General features: G+C 74.8%; 16 protein-coding genes. 8 read left to right on the top strand and 8 right to left on the bottom strand.

Annotated features, from left to right (window positions below; genetic code table 11):
* Positions 1-16 precede the first annotated feature (16 nt).
* Together K7396_RS15040 and K7396_RS15035 are read left to right on the top strand one after the other, a co-directional pair.
* The gene (locus tag K7396_RS15040) at positions 17-268 is read left to right on the top strand and encodes a hypothetical protein (RefSeq protein ID WP_152104733.1); all 252 of its coding nucleotides are present in this window, start codon (positions 17-19) and stop codon (positions 266-268) included.
* Positions 268-474, top strand: coding sequence for a hypothetical protein (locus K7396_RS15035; RefSeq protein ID WP_152104759.1), 207 nt, complete (start codon positions 268-270; stop codon positions 472-474). The genes K7396_RS15040 and K7396_RS15035 overlap by 1 nt, the downstream gene beginning before the upstream one ends.
* 83 nt (positions 475-557) lie before the next feature.
* On the opposite strand, the gene K7396_RS15030 is transcribed toward K7396_RS15035, so the two are convergent.
* The 3 genes from K7396_RS15030 to K7396_RS15020 form a co-directional block, all read right to left on the bottom strand.
* Positions 558-2,294: a PTS transporter subunit EIIC gene (locus K7396_RS15030; protein WP_152104732.1), complete on the bottom strand. Its 1,737-nt coding sequence runs from the start codon at positions 2,292-2,294 to the stop codon at positions 558-560.
* A 103-nt stretch (positions 2,295-2,397) separates the two neighbouring features.
* Positions 2,398-3,336: an N-acetylmuramic acid 6-phosphate etherase gene (murQ, locus tag K7396_RS15025; RefSeq protein WP_086721691.1), complete on the bottom strand. Its 939-nt coding sequence runs from the start codon at positions 3,334-3,336 to the stop codon at positions 2,398-2,400.
* A gap of 175 nt (positions 3,337-3,511) precedes the next feature.
* Entirely contained in the window at positions 3,512-4,468 is a 957-nt protein-coding gene (locus K7396_RS15020; RefSeq protein WP_373866936.1) for a MurR/RpiR family transcriptional regulator, read from the bottom strand.
* Positions 4,469-4,597: 129 nt separating this feature from the next.
* Here K7396_RS15020 and K7396_RS15015 point away from each other — a divergent pair, with 129 nt between their 5' ends.
* The 3 genes from K7396_RS15015 (at position 4,598) to K7396_RS15005 (ending at position 6,109) form a co-directional block, all read left to right on the top strand.
* The gene (locus K7396_RS15015) at positions 4,598-4,960 is read left to right on the top strand and encodes a hypothetical protein (protein WP_086721693.1); all 363 of its coding nucleotides are present in this window, start codon (positions 4,598-4,600) and stop codon (positions 4,958-4,960) included.
* Between the two features lie 57 nt (positions 4,961-5,017).
* Entirely contained in the window at positions 5,018-5,293 is a 276-nt protein-coding gene (locus tag K7396_RS15010; RefSeq protein WP_086721694.1) for a DUF4031 domain-containing protein, read from the top strand.
* A gap of 270 nt (positions 5,294-5,563) precedes the next feature.
* Complete coding sequence (locus K7396_RS15005) at positions 5,564-6,109, top strand: pyridoxamine 5'-phosphate oxidase family protein (RefSeq protein WP_086720859.1); 546 nt, start codon at positions 5,564-5,566, stop codon at positions 6,107-6,109.
* A 158-nt stretch (positions 6,110-6,267) separates the two neighbouring features.
* Here the strand turns inward: K7396_RS15005 and K7396_RS15000 are convergent, their stop codons facing one another.
* Both K7396_RS15000 and K7396_RS14995 read right to left on the bottom strand, forming a co-directional pair.
* Positions 6,268-7,605 carry a Cmx/CmrA family chloramphenicol efflux MFS transporter gene (locus K7396_RS15000; RefSeq protein ID WP_174886944.1) on the bottom strand — a complete coding sequence of 446 codons (1,338 nt, stop codon included), beginning with the start codon at positions 7,603-7,605 and terminating at the stop codon, positions 6,268-6,270.
* Positions 7,606-7,793: 188 nt separating this feature from the next.
* Positions 7,794-8,477: an HD domain-containing protein gene (locus K7396_RS14995; protein WP_152104731.1), complete on the bottom strand. Its 684-nt coding sequence runs from the start codon at positions 8,475-8,477 to the stop codon at positions 7,794-7,796.
* Positions 8,478-8,846: 369 nt separating this feature from the next.
* Between K7396_RS14995 and K7396_RS14990 the strand changes: the two genes are divergently transcribed.
* Entirely contained in the window at positions 8,847-9,569 is a 723-nt protein-coding gene (locus K7396_RS14990; protein ID WP_152104730.1) for a copper homeostasis protein CutC, read from the top strand.
* A 48-nt stretch (positions 9,570-9,617) separates the two neighbouring features.
* On the opposite strand, the gene K7396_RS14985 is transcribed toward K7396_RS14990, so the two are convergent.
* Entirely contained in the window at positions 9,618-11,774 is a 2,157-nt protein-coding gene (locus K7396_RS14985; RefSeq protein WP_152104729.1) for a HelD family protein, read from the bottom strand.
* A 354-nt stretch (positions 11,775-12,128) separates the two neighbouring features.
* Here K7396_RS14985 and K7396_RS14980 point away from each other — a divergent pair, with 354 nt between their 5' ends.
* Together K7396_RS14980 and K7396_RS14975 are read left to right on the top strand one after the other, a co-directional pair.
* The gene (locus K7396_RS14980; protein WP_223659974.1) at positions 12,129-12,431 is read left to right on the top strand and encodes a hypothetical protein; all 303 of its coding nucleotides are present in this window, start codon (positions 12,129-12,131) and stop codon (positions 12,429-12,431) included.
* Between the two features lie 148 nt (positions 12,432-12,579).
* Entirely contained in the window at positions 12,580-13,878 is a 1,299-nt protein-coding gene (locus tag K7396_RS14975) for a glycosyltransferase 87 family protein (protein ID WP_174886943.1), read from the top strand.
* 198 nt (positions 13,879-14,076) lie between these two features.
* Here K7396_RS14975 and K7396_RS14970 read toward each other — a convergent pair whose 3' ends face one another.
* Both K7396_RS14970 and K7396_RS14965 read right to left on the bottom strand, forming a co-directional pair.
* Positions 14,077-15,729, bottom strand: a complete 1,653-nt coding sequence (locus K7396_RS14970) for a DNA repair helicase XPB (protein WP_086721116.1) — start codon at positions 15,727-15,729, stop codon at positions 14,077-14,079.
* 178 nt (positions 15,730-15,907) lie between these two features.
* Positions 15,908-18,442 carry a helicase-associated domain-containing protein gene (locus tag K7396_RS14965; protein ID WP_152104728.1) on the bottom strand — a complete coding sequence of 845 codons (2,535 nt, stop codon included), beginning with the start codon at positions 18,440-18,442 and terminating at the stop codon, positions 15,908-15,910.
* Between the last annotated feature and the right edge of the window lie 163 nt (positions 18,443-18,605).

The following is an 18,605-nucleotide window of genomic DNA, read 5'->3' as shown; positions in this document are numbered from 1 at the left end:
AAGGTGTTGAGGAGAAATGTTGACGGCGCGTGATCGGGTACGGCAGGCCGAGGGCGTCATGGCGGAACTGCACGCCGCGCTCCAGGAAGTCGGGATCACCCTGCCCTCCCTCTGCGTCGACCCGGTGTCCTGCGCGAGCAGCGTAATGGCGCCCCTGGTCGAGCTGGGGCGCTGCAATCTGGACACCGCGCAGCGGCTGACCGACGTCCTGGTGGACTACGCCAAGACCGCCGCCCCCGGGCACGGCCCGAAGGAGGGCCGGCCGTGATGCCGTCACCGGGCAGCTATGCGGTGGACGGGCGGGACGGGCGCGTCGGCCGGGTCGTGGCCCATCAGGGGCCGTTGGTGCGGCTCAGGGAACCCGGCGGCGGCCCGGTGTGGGCCTGCCCGCCGTACTTACTGCGTGCCGCCCCGCCGTCCGCCGTACTGGTGGCCCGCCTCAGGGAACGGAACTGGGAGAGCCGGATTCCCTGAGGGGCTGTCACCCGGGGTTCCTGCCTGGACGAACCTGGTGCCGGGTGGCGGGTGACGGCTACTGGGTGTCGGGTGTCGGGTGTTCAGCTTGTTCCGAGGCCGGCTGGTGCGCCAGGGGCGGCGGCCGGTGTGCCGGGGGCGGTCCGTGCGTGGTGGGGAGCGGCGGTGTCGGGGGCGGGGGGTGCGTCGGGCTGTGCGCGGCCGGGGGCGGTGGCGTCCGGGTCGGCGTTCAGTTCCGTCAGCAGTTGGGCGCCGAAGCCGAAGAAGTAGGTGGCGAGGAAGCCGGTGAGGTAGCCGACGGCCAGGCCCAGGGCGTAGACGACGAGGGTGGTGGCGATGTCCTGGTTGCCCTTGACCAGGGGGAACAGGGCCCAGCCCGAGGGGCCGATGGCGGTGGAGCCGACGGCGTCGCCGAGTTGGTTGAAGAAGCCGACGAAGCCGCCGCCGAAGGCTCCGCCGATGCAGGCGGTGATGAAGGGGCGGCCCAGCGGGAGTGAGACGCCGTAGATCAGGGGTTCGCCGACGCCCAGGAAGCCCGCCGGGAGGGCCGACTTGATGGTCCTACGGATCGAGCGGTTGCGGGGCAGCCGCAGGTAGACGGCGAGGGCGGCGCCGACCTGGCCCGCTCCCGCCATGGCGAGGATCGGGAGCAGGACGGTGTAGCCCTGCTGCTCGATGAGGGTGGTGTGGATCGGGATCAGGGCCTGATGGAGGCCCAGCATCACGAGGGGGAGGAAGAGGCCGCCCAGGACGAGGCCGGCGAGGGCTCCGCCGTGGGCCAGCAGCCAGGTGGCGGAGGTGCCGATGGCGGTGGCGACCTCGCCCGCGACGAACATCAGGCCGAAGAGTGTGACCAGGCCCGTGACCAGGACGGTCAGGGTCGGGGTGACGAGGACGTCGAGCGCCTCGGGGACCCTGACCCGGGCTCGCTTTCCGCCCCGGCCGGGGAAGACTCCGTGGCGGCACCACTTCTCCACCCGGACCGCGAGCAGGGCCGCGGCCAGTGCGCCGAGGACGCCGCCCTGGCCCGGCGCGAGCTTCTGGCCGAAGGCGGTGACGTGGGTGACGCCGGGGAACACGATGACCGCGGCGACCGCGCCGCCCAGGATCGGTGTGCCGCCGAATTCCTTGGCGGTGTGGTAGCCGACGAAGACGGCGATCAGGGACATGAAGCCGGAGGCGAGGGCCGCCAGTGCCGGGACGACGGAGGGCAGCCAGCCGAGGTTGGCCAGCAGGCCGTTGATGCCGGCGATGATGCCGCAGCCGATCAGGGCCGGGATCAGCGGGACGAAGATCTGGGCGATCCGGCGGAGGAACTGCTTCACCGGGGTGGCGTTCCTGGCCTTCTGCCGGGCCTTGAGGGCGGCACCTTGAGCGGCCAGTTCCTCGGCGGTGGAGGGGGAAGCCGGGGCGGGTGCCGGGGTGGGTGCGGGCGCGGGGGTGGCGGTCTCCGGTGGGGCGTCCTGAGCCGGAGCGGTGGTGGGGGCCGGGGCCTGGGGGCCGCCGGCGGTCGGGGCGGGGGACCGCGGGTCCGGGGCGAGGGGCTGGGGTTCCGGGGTGCGGGGCTGCTCGACCAGGCGCTCGAACTCGGGGGTGACCCGGGCGACCGTCCCCGGGCCCAGCACGATCTGGTACGTGTCGTCCTCGACCACGCCCAGGACGGCCGGGAGGGCCTTGAGGGCCTCGTCCTGGACCAGGGAGCGGTCCCGGACGCCGAGCCGGAGCCGGGTCATGCAGTGGGCGATGGAGGTGACGTTCTCGGCGCCGCCGAGGAGGGGGAGGATCGCGGCGGCGGTGGCGCGGTTCTTGTCATCGGACATATGCGGTGCCTTGCTGTGGGGACGAACCAGGAGCAGGGGACTTTCAGCGGGTCTCGGCGGGTCTCGGCGAATCTCGGTGGGGCTCAGCGGGTCTCGGAGGGTCTCAGCCGGACATGGCGGCCTGGAGGGCCTCGCGCAGATGGCCGTCGGCGGCCTCCAGGAGGCGGGCGGCGGTGGGGCCGTCCACGTCGCCGAGGAGGGTGAGGATGGCGTTCTTCACCTCGCCGTCCGTGCGGCGCAGCGCCGTCTCGATCTCCGGGTCGCCGGCGCCGGTGGCGAGCGCGACGATACGGCGCGAACGGGCCCGCAGCTTCTCGTTGGAGGCGCGGACGTCGACCATCAGATTCCCGTAGGTCTTGCCCAGGCGGATCATGGTGAGGGTCGAGAGCATGTTGAGCACCAGCTTCTGGGCGGTGCCCGCCTTGAGCCGGGTGGAGCCGGTCAGCAGCTCCGGGCCGACCACGATCTCGATGCCGTGCTCGGCGGCCGCGGCCAGTGCCGAATCGGCGTTGCAGGACAGGCCGATGGTCAGGGCGCCCAGGCCCCGGGCGTACTCGACGGCCCCGATCGCGTACGGCGTGCGGCCGGAGGCGGAGATGCCGACGACCGTGTCGGCTTCGGTCAGGCCGATCCCGGTCAGGTCCTCGACGGCGAGCTTCGCGCTGTCCTCGGCGCCCTCGACGGCGGAGACCATCGCGGCGGGGCCTCCCGCGATCAGCCCGACGACCTCGGACGGGTCGGTGTTGAAGGTCGGCGGGCATTCGCTGGCGTCCAGCACCCCGAGGCGGCCGGCGGTTCCGGCGCCGGCGTAGACCAGCCGGCCGCCGCGGGCCATGCGCGCGGCGGTGGCGTCGATGGCGGCGGCGATCTCGGGGAGCCGGCGGGCGACGGCGGCGGGGACGGTGGCGTCCTCGTCGTTCATCGTGCGGGCGATGTCCAGGGTGGAGCGGCGGTCGATGTCCGCGAGCTCGGGCCGGAACGCCTCGGTGGTGAGGGTGTCCAACTGGGCGCGCAGACGGGCGTGGTCGGCGGGGGAGGTCATGGCGATGACGGCTCTTTCCGGGTCGGGCTCGTGTGTGGGGGACGGGGTTCCTGGGCTGCCTCGTTGAGTGGTGCGGTGTCGCCGGGCTGTGAGTGGTGAGGGGTGCCGCCGTGTCGGGGGCGCGGTGCCGTCGTCGCGGGACGGACGGACGGCCGCGCCGTTGGGCGGCGTGCGGTCAGCGCTGGTTGGTGCGGGGCGAGTGGCGGTGGGCGAGGGCCTCGTAGGACGCGGAGAGCGCGGGGGCCGCGGTCTCGTACGTACGCTGTGCGACCCCTATGAACAGGCAGTCCACGACCAGCAGCTGGCTCGTCCTGGACGACATCGCGGCCGGGCGCAGTTCGCTCTCGCGGGCGGTGGACGTGGTCAGGATGTGGTCGGCGTACGCGGCGATCTCGCCGTCCGGGCGGCCGGTGATGGCGATGGTCGTCGCGCCGTGGTCGAAGGCCACCCGCAGTGGCTCTATGACGTCGGTGGTCCGCCCGGAGTGCGTGATCGCGAGGGCGACGTCGCCGGTCCGCATCTGCACCGCGTTCGTCACGGCCAGGTGCGGGTCCGCGTGGGCATGCGCGATCAGGCCGATGCGCAGCAGCTTCTGGGCGAGGTCCTGGCCCACGAGGTTGGAGGCCCCGATGCCGTACACATCGATGCGGCGGGCACCGGCGAGCGCGGCGACGGCGGCTTCGAGCTGTGTGACGTCCAGTGCCGCGGCGGTGTCGGCCAGGCACTGCTGCTCCTCCTGCGCGAGCTTCGCGACGACGTCGACGAGGGAGTCGTCGACCGCTATGTCGGCGGTCACCGCGGGCGCGCCTCCCGCCGCCTGCTGCGCGGCGAGCGCGGCGAGGGCGAGCCGCAGGTCGCGGTAGCCCGGGTAGCCGAGCAGCCGGGACGTCCGCACGACGGTGGCTTCGCTGGTGCCCGTCCGCTCGGCGAGGCCGGTGACGGTGAGGGCGGCGCAGCCGGCCGGGTCGCCCGCGACGGTTTCGGCGACCCGCTGCATGGAGCGGGTCATCGTCGGGCCGAGGGTGCGGACCTTGGCGGCCAGCGCGGCGGGGGCGGGTGGGGCCGGGGCCGGCCGGGTCTCGGCGGGCGCGTCCCCTGCGTCCTTGAAAGTTTCCTTCACGCTACTGCTCACGCTTGAAAAGTAATTTCATCGACGCGCGGCGTCAATCCCCTCGATGAGTGCTGTGGACAAGGCGCACGATCGGCGCCGGGGCTGTGGACAACTCCGTTCGCCGGCGGGTGGTCGGGGACAATGGGGAACATGGAGCTGGAACAGGCATTGCACGCCGCGCGGGCGCTGGTGCTCGCCGACCTGATGGCGGACAAGGTGGCCGACGCCGACATCGTCTCCCTTGTCGAGGACGCGGTGGTCCACCGCCGGTGGTGGGTGGAGCAATGGCCTGAAGGCGCGGCATTCGTCGCGGGACTGATAGCGCAGGACGTCCAGGACGCCCTGCTGGACCGGTACGGCCGCTGGCCGCTGTGCCCCGTGTGCACGGAGACGGGCGATCCCCATGCGCTCGACGTCGAACCGGAGTTGGGGCCCGACCCGCACTGGGTCTGCCCCAAGACGGCGGTGGCGGTGGCGCGGGTCGGGCGGCTCGGCGCCCCCATGGAGGGGTGAGGCGGTCGATGGTGCGGCGGGCTGATGCGGCGACGGCGCTCCGGCGGGCGGGCTGACGTGGCGGTCTACATCGATCCGCCCACCTGGCCCGGGCACGGCCGGATGTGGTCGCACCTGGTCAGCGATCACTCCTTCGACGAACTGCACGCCTTCGCGGCGGGAATCGGCGCGCCCCGGCGGGCGTTCGAGCGCGACCACTACGACCTGCCGGCCGAGCGGTACGGCGACGCGGTGCGGGCCGGGGCCGTGGAGGTCGGCAGCAAGGAACTGTTGCGCCGCCTGACGGCCGCGGGGCTACGGCGCCCCAAGAACCGGCCGGCGCCGGAGGGCTGAGGCGACTGACCGGCGTCGACGGTGAGAAGCACCTGGTGGCACCGAGGGCGTGAGGCGGCCGGCTGGCGCCGACGGTGTCAGGTGACCGGCCTGCGCCGACGGCGTGAGGTGGGGGAGGGGTGGGGCGGGAGGGGGAGCGGGGGAGAGGCGGGACAGTGTGGCGCCGCCGTCGCGTCCCGTACGGCCCGCCGCGGCGCGTCGTAGCGGGGGCTCGACGGCGGGCCCGCGCACGATGGGCCTGACCGCGCGCCGTATCGGAAGGGGACAGCCATGTCAGCCAGCGAACCGGAGCGGGAGCCGGCCACCGATCTCGACCCCGACTACAGCAGCGAGGACGCCACGGCGACCGGATGGCGCGCGGCCGTCGGCGGGATGACCGAGGCGGAGATCTTCTGGCTCACCACCGTCCGCCCCGACGGTCGCCCGCATGTCACTCCGCTGCTCGCCGTCTGGTCGGACGGCGCCCTCCACTTCTGCACCGGCCCCGGCGAACGCAAGGCGAGGAACCTCGCCGCCAACGCGCACTGCGTGCTGACGACCTCGACCGCCGGCGGCAACGATCTGCACGCGGGGCTCGATGTGGTCGTCGAGGGCGAGGCGGTGCAGGTCGGCGACGAGGAGACACTGCGCCGCCTGGCCGAGCTGTACGTCGACAAGTACGGCGGCGACTGGCACTTCGACGTCCGCGACGGTGCGTTCTACGGGGGACAGGGCAACCGGGCCGTGGTCTTCCGTGTCGAGCCGGTCACGGCCTTCGGGTTCGGCCGGGGAGAGACCTACAGCCAGACCCGGTGGAGGTTCGACGGCGGGGTGTGAGGGAGAGCGGGGTGTGAGGGGGAGAGCGGAGGGGCCCGGCGGGGCGCACAGTGCCTGCGCCCCGCCGGGCCCCTCGCGTCTGCCGGCCTTCCGGCCTCTACGGGCCACCGGCCTTCCGGCCTCTACCGGCCTTGCGGTTTCGGTCGGTTCCCCTGTCGCTACCGGCTCTCGGGCCCCTGCGCTCCCAGGGCTGCCGCTCCGGCCGCTCCTGCCGCCTCGGCGGCTCCGGCGGCTGCCGTCTTCGTCGTCACCGTGGTCCGGTGTGCCGACGGTGCGGACGCCGCGGCGGCCGACGAGGCGATCAGGCGGGAGCTGCTGGTCGCGCGGTGCAGCCGGAAGGCGACGGCGGTGGTGACGACGGCCCCGGCGGCCAGCGCGGCGCCGGTCCACGCCACGGATGGGTAGCCCCAGCCCGCGCCGATGGCCAGGCCGCCGAGCCAGGGGCCGAGGGTGTTGCCGATGTTGAAGGCGGCGGTGGTGGTGGCGCCGGCCAGCGTCGGCGCGGCGTTCGCCACGTTGAACATCCGGGCGTTGAGCGCCGGGGCCGTGGTGAACGCGGTCACCCCGAGCAGCAGCGACAGCGCGATGGCAGCGACCGCGCTGTGTGCGGTCAGCGCCAGGACGGCCAGCACCACCGTCGACGCGATGATGCCGCCGAAGAGCGTCCCGAAGAGGTGCGCGTCGGCGATCCGGCCGCCGATGAACGTACCGATCAGCGCGCCGACGCCGAACAGCGCCAGCACCGTCGGCACCCAGCTCTCGGCGAGGCCGGCGGTGTCGGTCAGCAGCGGCGAGAGGTACGAGAAGAGCGCGAAGACCGCGGCGCCGTTCAGGGCCGTGGCGGTCAGCGCCAGCCAGACCTGCTTGTCCTTGTAGATGGTCAGCTCACGGCGGAGCTGCGGGCGGTCGTCGCCGGTGGGCACGGCCGTCCGCGGCACCAGTGCGACCACGCCGAGCAGGCCGATCGCGGCCAGGCCGGCCACGGCCCAGAAGGCGGCGCGCCAGCCGGCGTGCTGGCCGAGCAGGGCGCCGGCCGGAACGCCGGCGATATTGGCGATGCTCAGGCCGCCGACCATCACCGCCATCGCGCGGGCCCGTGCGGTCACCGGCACCAGCGAGACGGCCACGGCCGCACCCACCGCCCAGAACCCGGCGCAGGCCAGCGCGCTCACGACGCGGGAGGCGAACAGCACGCCGTAGGAGGGGGCCAGCGCGCCCGCCACCTGGCCCAGGCCGAAGACGGCGAGCAGGGCGATCAGGGTCGTCCGGCGCGGGAGCCGGAGCGTCGCGGCGGCGAGCACCGGCGCGCCGACCACCATGCCGATCGCGAAGGCGGAGACCAGGAGCCCGGCCTGCGGAATCGAGACCCGGAGATCGCGGGCGAGCGGCTGGAGGATGCCGGAGAGCATGAACTCGGACGTGCCGAGAGCGAAGACGGACAGGCCGAGGACGTAGACGGCGACGGGCAGGCGGGTGCGGTCGGGCGGAGCTGGCATATCAGCTACTAACAGCGATAGGACGGCGCACATTCCCGGAGCGGGCGGTTCCCGCGGGGTTTCGCGGGTGATGGGTGGGCGCTGCGGGGCGGGTGTGCCGCGGTGTCGTGGTGCCGCGATACCGCGGTGCTGCGTGGTGCCGTAGCGCCGCCGGAAGCGGACGGTCGCCGGGGGCGTGAGCCCCGCCCCTACGCGCCCAGCAGCAGGTCCAGCTCCGTCGTGAGGTTGCGGCGGGCGAGGTGTTCCCAGCGGTCGTAGCCGCGGGGGGTCCGGAACAGGCGGGGGAGGGCGAGGAGTTGGGAGAGCACGGCGGAGCGGCCGGCGAGGAAGTCGGGGTCGGGGACGAAGGCGTACTCGGCGCGGACCGCGGCGGCGTAGGCCGCGTACTCGTCGGGGGAGCCGGCGAGCACGGCGAGGTCGGCGTCGCACAGCACCTCGCCGTCCGGGTCGTCGGGCGCCGGGTCGTGGGTGACGGTGAGCCGCACCAGGCGGGCGACCTCGGCGGTGCGGGCCGGGCCGACGCCCAGCTCGGGCAGCGCGCGTTCGGCGAGGGCCGCGCTGCGCTCCTCGTTCTCGGAGCGGTCCGGACGGTAGACGGCGTCGTGGAACCAGGCCGCCAACTGGACGGTGGGCAAGTCGTCGGCGTGCTGCGCCAGTTCGTCGATGCGGTAGAGGACCGCGGTCAGGTGGTCGACGGTGTGGTAGCGGCGCTGCGGTTCCCGCCAACGGGACAGGAGGTTGTCCGCGTACGGGGCGGGGTCGGGGGCCGAGGGGTTCTTGGTGCCGCGGGCCTTGGCGACGGTCACGGCCCATCGCTGCCGCAGCTCCTGCGCCGGGTCGGTGGTGTCTGCCGTACGGGACACGGAGGTCATGCCCGCCATTGTGCCTCGGGATCCGCACGGAAAGCGGGGCGGACGGCGATGTCCGTTCCGCCGGGGGCGCGGTCGTGGCGGGAGGGGGCGGTGGGCCGCGCCACCCGGGTCGGCGGTGCGCGAGGCCCGCACCGCGAGGCCGGGGGGCACGCCGGGGCGGAGGCAGGCCATCCGGGTAGGCGTACGGCCACCACTGCGGCGTACGGGCGGATTCCGGCCGCGCCGGTGCCGAGGTGGGCCCCGGGGCGCGCGGTGGCCCGTAGTCTGGGATATTGGACTAGACCTGTTGTGGTGGTGGTACGGCTCCGCACGTCGCCCGTCACCGCACGTCGTCCGTCTCGTCACGTCGTCATCGAAGGATTGGGTCATATGAGCAAGCGCGCGCTCCTGGAGGTGATCGCGCTCGGCCCGCGGGACGCGGTCGCCGCCCGGGCCGGCGGGGCCGACCGCCTGGAGCTGGTCACGGACATGGCGGCCGACGGGCTCACCCCGCCCCGGGAGGTCTTCGCGGCGACCCGGGCGGCGGTCGGTCTTCCGCTGCGGGTGATGCTGCGGGCCGCCGACGGCTTCGCGGCCGGTGACGTGACGGCGCTGTGCGAGGAGGCGGCGGCGCTGCGGGCGGAGGGCGCCGACGAGTTCGTCCTGGGCTTTCTGACGCCGGACGGGCGGCCGGACCTCGAAGCGGTGGCGGCGCTGGCCGGGGCGATCGAAGGCTGCCGGTGGACCTTCCACCGGGCCATCGACCGGGCCGCCGACCGGGACGCGCTGCGCAAGGAGCTGTCGGGCGCGGCCGGCACCGCGGGGCTCGACACCTACCTGACGGCCGGGGCGGCGCAGGGCGTGGCCGCGGGCGTGCCGACGCTGCTGGCCGAGCAGGCGCGCACGGCCGCGGACGAGCCCGGGTACGGCCCGCGGATCCTGGTCGGCGGCGGCCTCGCGCTCGGCCATCTGCCGGCGCTGCGCGCGGCCGGTCTCGACGCGTTCCACATCGGGGGCGCCGCCCGGCCCGCAGGATGGTCGGCGCCGGTGGACGCGGCGGCCGTACGGACCTGGCGGGAGGCGCTGGACCAGCCCGTCGCCCAGCCGGTCTGAACCGCCGGCCGGCGCCCCGGGGCCGAGCCACCGGCCGGTACCCCGTCCTCAGGGGCCGGCCAGGGCCTCCGGCAGGGCCGCCGCATGCACCACCGTCAGGCCGGACACCGGCCGGGTCAGGCAGACGTAGAGGCGGCGCAGGCCGGTGCGTTCGTCCGGTTCGCCGTCGACGATCGCGGCCGGCTCGTCCAGGACGACGTAGTCGTACTCCAGACCCTTGGCGAGCGTGGCGGGCACCAGCGTCAGCCGGGCCTCGGCCGAGGTCTCCTCGCCGGGCGCCAGGCACGTCACGCCCGTCGCCGCCAGCGCCGCGCGCAGCTCCGGAATCCGGGCCTCCGCGGCGATCAGGCCGATCGAGCCCTCCTTCGCCAGCGCGTCGTCGCAGGCGGCGAGGGTGGCGGCGGTCAGATCCTCGGGTGCGACCGCGCGGATCGCGAAGTCGCCCGCCGACTCACGGATGGACGTGGCCTCCGTCAGGTCGGGGGCGATGGCGGGCAGCAGCCGGGACGCGTAGGCGATCACCTCGCGCGGCACCCGGAAGCCCTGGGTGAGCTCCTCGACGACCGAGCCGGGCTTGCCCAGGTGGGTCAGTGCCTCCTCCCAGGTGCCGGTCGCCCAGGGGGTGGTCCCCTGGGCGATGTCGCCCAGGACGGTCGCGGAGCCGGTCGTGCAGCGGCGGCCGACCGCGCGGTACTGCATGGGGGAGAGGTCCTGCGCCTCGTCGAGGACCACATGGCCCAGGGAGTGGGTGCGGGCGACCAGGTCCATCGCCTCGTCGATCAACACCGCGTCGGCGGCGGACCACTTGGCGCTCTTCACGCCGCGGGCCGGCCTGGCCCACACGATCGTTTTCTGCTCCTCGGGCGTCAGGATCCCCTCGGCCTGCTCGGCCAGGAACTCCGCGTCGCCCAGCAGCCGCAGCACCAGCTTGGCCGGGTCGACGGGCGGCCACACCGCCTTGACCGTGGCCTTCACGGCGGCGTTGCGGGCCACCGCGTCCTGCACCCGGTCGTCCGGGGCCTCGCCCGCCTGCTCCATCCGGACCAGGACGGCGTGCGCGATCCGCTGCGGCAGCGCCTCGCGGGCCGCGCCGTAGCGGATGTCCCGGTCCCTCAACTCCCGGACGATCTCTTCGAGTTCATAGGCCGGTACGCGCCAGCGGCGGGAGCCGCGGACCACCACGCAGGGCTCCTGCGGCATCGTGACGTGCGAGCGGACCGCCCGCCGCAGCACCTGCGCCATGCGCGCGTCGCCCTTGACCGTCGCGGCGGCCGCCTCGTCCGTGCCGCGCACCTCCACATGGCCGACCAGGTCGTCGACCGTGGCCTGCTTGACCTCCAGCTCGCCGAGGGCCGGCAGCACCTGCTCGATGTAGTGCAGGAACGAGCGGTTCGGGCCGATCACGAGAGTGCCGGCGCGGGCCAGCCGCTCGCGGTGCGCGTAGAGCAGGTACGCGACACGGTGCAGGCCGACCGCCGTCTTGCCGGTGCCGGGCGCCCCCTGGACGCAGACCGAGCCGCCGATGCCGGCCCGCACGATCTCGTCCTGCTCCGGCTGGATGGTGGCGACGATGTCCCGCATCGGGCCGACGCGCGGGCGCTCGATCTCGGACTGGAGGAGCCGGCTGGTCCGTTCCGCCTCGGCGGGGTCGGTGAGGTGCTCGTCCTCGTAAGCGGTCAACTCCCCGGCCGTGTAACCGAAGCGGCGGCGCAGCCGGAGGTCCATCGGGTCCTTCTTGGAGGCCCGGTAGAACGGCTGGGAGACGGGCGCGCGCCAGTCGATGACCATGGGGTCGCCGTCGGCGTCGTGGACGTGCCGCCGCCCGATGTAGAAGTTCTCGCCCGGGGCACCCTCGGCGAGGTCGAGCCCCGGGGAGTGGAGGTAGTCGAGGCGGCCGAAGAAGAGCGGGGTGTGGGCGAGGTCGGCGAGCGACTTGATCCGGGCGTCGATCTCGCCCTGCAGGACCTCGGCGTTGACCCAGTTCGCGGTGACATCGGCGATGTTCAGCGCCTCGGCGTCCTCGCGCATGGCGCGCAGCGCGGACCGGGAGGCGGCCAGGTGGGCCTTTTCGCGCTGGAGGGGGTCGGGGTCCTGCGGGTGGGCGTCGGGGTGTGATCCGGGGTCGGTCAGGGGGTGGCCGGGCGACGGCGAGGGGCTCTCGGCGCGTGGCGTCGTCGGTGCGGGGTGGGGGGCGTGCGAGGGCACGGCGTTGCCTCCGGTGGCGGGTACTTCGGCGGGCGCGCCGGGGCGAGCGGGCGCGGCGGGCCGGTGTCGGTGCGCGGCGCGGGTCAGCGGCGTGAAGCGAAGGACCGTCCGGTTTCCGACCGGCCGGCGGCACTCCTCGGCGGGAGGCAGGCAGACGCGCGATTGTAGTCAGCGGCCCGGAGGGGCGCCAACGGATTTCCGGCGGGGTTGCGGCGGTCGTTCCGGTGCGGACGAACCCCGAGAGCGCCGTAGCCCTCCCGTAGGGGGCGGAGTGGGTCTGGAGACTGACGCCGGGGCCCAAGGATGGACCTATGGACCGATGTGCTGCAATCGCGTGAATTTCATCATGGAGACATGAGCAGCGCAGCGATTCCCCCAGGTTCCGCACATCCCGTCTCCCTTCACCCGGTCAAGGGCGCCACGGCCCTCGGCACGGACCCCGCGCGCGACGCGGCGCCCGTCCACGAGCACCGCTACGTCCTCGGCAACGCCCTCCGCGCGATCAAGGTCTTCGCCACGGCCGCCTTCAGCGTCGCCGTCATGGGCGAGTACGCGGACGACTCCACCGACGACTCCCCGGACGACAGAGGCGGCGGATCTCCGGGCGGCAGGGGCAGTGCAGGCCGACGGCGGGCGGCCGGGGCGACGGACGCCTGATCCGGCGGGCGTCTGATCCGGCCGGCGTCCTCGACGAAGCACCTCCGCGCCGACGCCGGGATGACCGGAAACCGTTACGGCCCGTCGGCCGCGATCCATTAGCGTCGCCGCCAGAGGACCACGCAGGGCGACGGGGAGGGGACAAGGGGTGTCTGCCGCCGAAGGGACGCGGACCGGGAGACGGAGCTGGGGGCAGGGCATCACCCGCCCCCGGGGGTTGGTGATCGCGGCGGCGCTGCTCGTGGCGTCGCTGGCCGGGCTGTGGCTGCTCTACCAGGTCATGCCGATGCCGATGTCCGACATAGCGGTCTACCGCGCCGAGGGGCAGGCGGCCAGGGACGGCGGTGATCTCTACGGTTTCACGGTCACCAAGTGGGCCCTTCCGGCCACCTATCCGCCCTTCGCGGCCGTGCTCTTCATACCGACCACCTGGCTCTCCCTCGGCCACCTCATCGTCGTCGGCGCGCTGGTCAACGCGGCCCTGCTCGCCCTGCTCATCCACCTCTCCTGCAAGGCCGCCGGGCTGCGCGGGGCCGCCGGCTCGGCGCCCGCCGTCCTCGTCTGCACCGCGCTCGGCCTCTGGCTGGAGCCGGTCTTCCAGACCCTCGTCTTCGGGCAGGTCAACCTCGCGCTGACCTGCCTGGTCCTGTGGGACCTCTCCCGCCCGGACGGCGCCCGCCTCAAGGGGTTCGCCACGGGCATCGCGGCGGGCATCAAGCTCACGCCCGCGCTCTTCGGCCTCTACCTCCTGGTCACCGGCCGGGTGAAGGCGGCGTTCACCGTCCTCGGCGGGTTCCTGGCCTCGGCGCTGCTGGGCTGGCTGGTGCTGCCCGACGCCAGCGTCGAGTTCTGGACGCGGCGGATGTTCGAGACCGGCCGGGTCGGCACGGCCTGGATCGTCGACAACCAGTCGCTCCAGGGCCTGATCAGCCGGGTGCTGCACGACCCCGAGCCCGGCCTCCTGTGGGCGGTGCCCGCGCTGCTGACCGCGGCGGCCGGGCTCTGCGCGGCCCGCCGGGTGTACCTGCGGCGCGGCCTGGACGGCTGGGGCGTGCTGTGCACGGCCGTCACGGCGCTGCTGGTCTCGCCGATCAGCTGGTCCCACCACTGGGTCTGGTGCGTGCCGCTGCTGGCCGCGCTCGCCGCCCGCACCCGGCGCCGGCCGTGGTGCCGGGCGCTGCTGGCGGCCGTCACCCTCGCCTTCGCCGCCCGCACGATGTGGATCATCCCGCACACCGGCGACCTCGACCTGCGCTTCGCGTGGTGGCAGCAGCCGTTCGCGGCGCCGTATCCGGTGCTCGGCCTCGCCCTGCTGGCCGCCGTCGTCTGGTGGACGCGCCGGCCCGCCGCCGCGCCCGGCGCCCCCGTCGCGGCAGGCGTCCCGGGCGGCCGGCTACCGGCACAGCGCGCCGGGGAGGAACTGCCCAGCGGCTCCCGCGCCCGCTGAGCGCCGGGAGTCGGGAGCCGGCGGGAGCCGCAAACCGAGGAGCCGCAAACCGAGGAGCCGCAAGCCGGGGAGCCGCAAACCGAGGAGCCGCAAGCCGGGGAGCCGCAAACCGGGGAGCCGCAAACCGGGCCGGCTCCCGGCCGCCGGGCGCAGGCGCAGACGTCCTCAACGCCCCGCCGCGCCCGCCGCGCCGCCCCCTCAGACGTCCTCGTCCGCCGCCAGCAGTTCGTCCGCGTCCACGATGCGGTAGGCGTAGCCCTGCTCGGCCAGGAAGCGCTGGCGGTGGGCGGCGAAGTCCTGGTCGATGGTGTCGCGGGCGACGACCGAGTAGAAGCGCGCCTCGTGCCCGTCCGCCTTGGGGCGCAGCACCCGGCCCAGCCGCTGGGCCTCCTCCTGGCGCGAGCCGAAGGTGCCGGACACCTGGATCGCGACGGTGGCCTCGGGGAGGTCGATGGAGAAGTTGGCGACCTTGGAGACGACCAGCACCGAGAGCTCGCCCTGCCGGAAGGCGTCGAAGAGCTTCTCGCGCTGCGCGTTGGTGGTCTCGCCCTTGATCACCGGGGCGTCCAGATGCTCGCCCAGCTCGTCCAGCTGGTCGATGTACTGCCCGATGACCAGCGTCTGCTGGCCCTGGTGGCGGCGGACCAGCGCCTCGGTCACGTTCTGCTTGCTGGCGGTGGTCGCGCAGAAGCGGTACTTCTCGTCGGTCTCGGCCGTCGCGTACGCCAGCCGCTCCGTGTCGGTGAGGTTGACCCGGACCTCGACACAGTCCGCGGGGGCGATGTACCCCTGCGCCTCGATCTCCTTCCAGGGCGCGTCGAAGCGCTTGGGCCCGATGAGGGAGAACACGTCCGATTCCCGGCCGTCCTCGCGCACCAGCGTCGCGGTCAGGCCCAGCCGGCGCCGCGCCTGGAGGTCGGCGGTGAACTTGAAGACCGGCGCGGGCAGCAGGTGCACCTCGTCGTAGACGATCAGGCCCCAGTCCCGGGAGTCGAACAGCTCCAGGTGCGGGTAGACGCCCTTCCGCTTGGTCGTCAGCACCTGGTACGTGGCGATGGTGACCGGCCGGATCTCCTTCTTCGTCCCGCTGTACTCGCCGATCTCCTCCTCGGTGAGCGAGGTCCGCTTGACCAGCTCGTGCTTCCACTGCCGGGCCGAGACGGTGTTCGTCACCAGGATCAGCGTGGTGGCCTTGGCCTGCGCCATCGCGCCCGCCCCGACCAGCGTCTTGCCGGCGCCGCAGGGCAGCACGACCACGCCCGAGCCGCCGTGCCAGAAGCCCTCGACGGCCTGCTGCTGGTAGGGCCGCAGCGCCCAGCCGTTCTCGTCCAGCTCGATCGGGTGCGCCTCGCCGTCGACGTAGCCGGCCAGGTCCTCGGCCGGCCAGCCCAGCTTGAGCAGCGTCTGCTTGATCTGGCCGCGCTCCGACGGGTGCACCACGACGGAGTCCGGGTCCAGCCGGGCCCCGACCAGCGGCTGCACCTTCTTCGAGCGCAGGATCTCCTCCAGCACCGGGCGGTCGGTGGTGGTGAGCACCAGGCCGTGCGCGGGGTGCTTGACCAGGGTGAGGCGCCCGTAGCGGGACATGGTCTCGGCGATGTCGACGAGCAGCGCGTGCGGCACGGGGTACCGCGAGAACTGCACCAGCGCGTCGACGACCTGCTCGGCGTCGTGCCCGGCGGCCCGCGCGTTCCACAGCCCGAGCGGCGTCACCCGGTAGGTGTGGATGTGCTCCGGCGCCCGCTCCAGCTCGGCGAAGGGCGCGATGGCCCGCCGGCAGGCGTCCGCCTGGTCGTGGTCCACCTCCAGCAGCAGCGTCTTGTCGCTCTGGACGATGAGGGGTCCGTTCACACGCCTCGCCTTTCGCTTCCCGGCTGTCGGCCGCCGGCACCGGCCGCGGGGCCGGGCCGTCGATCACCGGCCCACGGCCTCGGCCGCACATACGGCCAAACGTCCAGTGTGCCGCATCGCCGCGGCGATCGGCAGTGACGGCCGCCGGGGCCCGGTCCGAGCGGCGCGCGCCCGCCGCTCAGACCGAGTCGTCCGCCAGCTCCGCCACCCCCGTGATCCGGTGCAGGGGGTAGGTGCGGACCTCGTCGGAGGTGTGGTCGTAGGCCGTCACGAAGCCGCCCTCGACGCGGACCGGCGCGATGACCCGCTGGCTGGCGGCGCCGTCGGCGTTGACGTAGCCGATCCACAGGGCGGAGTGGGTCAGGACCGCGGCCTGCATGGTGGCGAGGGTCTCGGCGGAGGTGGTGCGGGGGAGGGCGCCGGGGGCCGGGGCGGGGGTGTGGACGGGCTTGCGTTCGGCGGTGGCCGCGAGGTCGCCGGCGCGGATGGCGCGCACCGCCGCGGTGAGGAGCGTGGGGTCGGGGGACGGCGGGCCGTCGGGCACCGGGACGGGGGCGGTGCGCGGCGGGGTGCGGTGGGTGTCGGCGCGGGCGATCAGCACGTCACCGGCGGCGGACTCGGCGGCCGGGGCGTACCCCATCGCCCGCAGGCCGTCGAGGAGTTGGTCGGGGGAGGTCTGGGCGGCGAGCACGGTCGGGGCGAGCCGGCGCAGCCGGAGGGCGGCGGCGCGGCGGTCGGCGAGGATCTCGGAGAGCAGCGCGTCGTCGTCGCAGCGGACGTACGCGGCGGCCGCGCCGATCCGCAGCCGGCCGTGCTTACGGGCCACATCGTCGACGAGGTAGGCGAGCGGCTGGGGGACCGGGGTGCGGGAGTGCGCGGCGAGGAACTCCTGCAGCTCGGCGGCGGAGCGGCCGGCGTCCAGGGCGCGGCGCACGGAGGCGGGCGTGAAGCGGTAGACCGTCGCGCCGCCCTTGGACTCGATGTCGGCGAGCACGCCGAGCGCCTCGGCGAGCGGGCGCTCCAGCGGCCCGGGGGCCACCGCCGTCAGGTCCGCCTGGAGGAGAACGTGGTCGACGGGCTCGGGCAGGAGCGGGGCGAGGAGGGCGGCGGCGCGGTGCGCCGTGGCGCCGGTGTCCGAGGGGGAGGGGGCCGCGTCGGTGCCGGTGTCGAGCAGGGCGCGGCCGTGGGCGGCGAGCGCGCCGCGGCCGGTCACGCCCAGCAACTCGGCCTCGGCCAGGGTTCCCTGGGCCAGGCGCGAGCGCAGGTCGTCGGCGGGCGCGGGGGCGGCGGGGACGGGCGGGGTGGCGGAGCCGCCCGCGGCCGGGGTCCGGCCGGCGGCCGGTGCCGGGATCTGTCCCGCGGCCGCGTCGCCGCGCAGCGGACGCTCCCACCGCAGCCGCGCCAGGACCGCCGTCGCCGGTACGGAGGCGCCGGGCGGCAGGGAGGCGAGGAGGGCGAGGGCGCGGCGGCGGACCTCGGGGGCGGGGGAGCGGTCGAGGTGCGGGCCGAGGGCGGCCAGGGCGCGGCCCTTGGCGTCGGCGGTGCCGACGACGCCCGGCGTGCGGGTCGCGGCGAGCCAGCCGCCGATGAGCACGGCCCAGCGCTCGTGGTCGGGCAGCTGCAGCCACTCCTCGGCGGCCGGGGTGGCCCCGAACCGCTCGTCGGCCTCGCCGTCGGAGGCGATCAGCCCCGCCCCGTAGGCGAGTTCGAGCCAGAAGGCGGCGAGCTGCTCGGTGGTGTCCAGGGCGGCGGCGGTCCGCTTGAGGTCGCGGACGCTCATCCCGCCGGCGCGCAGCACGGCCGGCCCGCCCAGGTCCCACTCCTTGAGCAGCTCCTCGACGGTCGCCAGCGCGGTGAACGCCTGGCTCGCGGCCGCGTTGTCCACAAGCTGTGGATCGCGTTCGGTGACGGGCGCGAGGGCGGGCGGGACCGGCTCGGGGGTGTGATGGGCGCGCCCGGCACGCAGATGGAGCGCCGCCTCCCGCGGCAGCACCACGTTGCGGGCGCCCGCCGGGATCAGCAGGCCCCGGTCCAGCAGCCACCGCAGATGCGGCGCCGGGCGGTCGGTGACCCCGCCGTACGGCGGGCCCCACAGCAACCTGTCGAGGACGGCGACGGACTCGGCGGGCGCGGTGTCCAGCAGCGCCGCCATCCGTACGCGGTCGGTGAAGAGCCCGGTGAGCGCGGCGACCGCGGTGACCGGGTCGTGGGTGGCGGGCAGCCCGGCCGCGGCGAGGATCTCCTGCAGCCGCCCCGGCGACATGCCGGCCGCGGCCTCGGCGACGGTCGGGCCCAGGCCGGTCGGTGACGGGTGCGCGGCGCTCGGGCCGAGCAGCTCGCGAGCCGTCCGCACCAGCCGCAGCCGGTCGTCAGGCCCCCACACCAGCGCCTGCGCACGCAGCTCCGCCACCGCGCGGGGCAGCTCGGCGGCGACCTCCGGGTCCCCGGCGTCCCCGGCCATCAGCGCGGCCAGCGTGTCGTACGGGCACGGGTCGGGCGCCACCGCCAGCGCCTCCGCGGTCTGCAGCACGAACCGGTCGAGCCGCTCCACCGCGCGGAGAACCGACGCCCGCGTCCCGGCCCGGGTGGCGAGCTGGGTGACGTCGCCCGGCACCGGATTGAGCAGGTCGGGACGTGCCCGCAGCAGCCCGGCGAGCCCGCGGTCGGTGCGGGTCCTGAGCTCCTCGGCGAGGGTGCGGGGTGTACCGGTCATTCGTCCTACGTTAGCGGGACGGGGCAGGACGGGGGAGCGAGCGCGGGCACGGCCCGGGCGGAGCGCCGCAACGCCACGCCCGCGCCACCCCGCCGCGCCCCGGCACGCCACCCCCGCTCCGGCCCCGCGGCCTCCGGCCCGCCGGCCGGCCGAGGCGGTACCG

Source organism: Streptomyces angustmyceticus (assembly GCF_019933235.1).
Classification (GTDB): Bacteria; Actinomycetota; Actinomycetes; order Streptomycetales; family Streptomycetaceae; genus Streptomyces; species Streptomyces angustmyceticus.
This window is presented reverse-complemented; position numbering and strand designations above follow the sequence as displayed.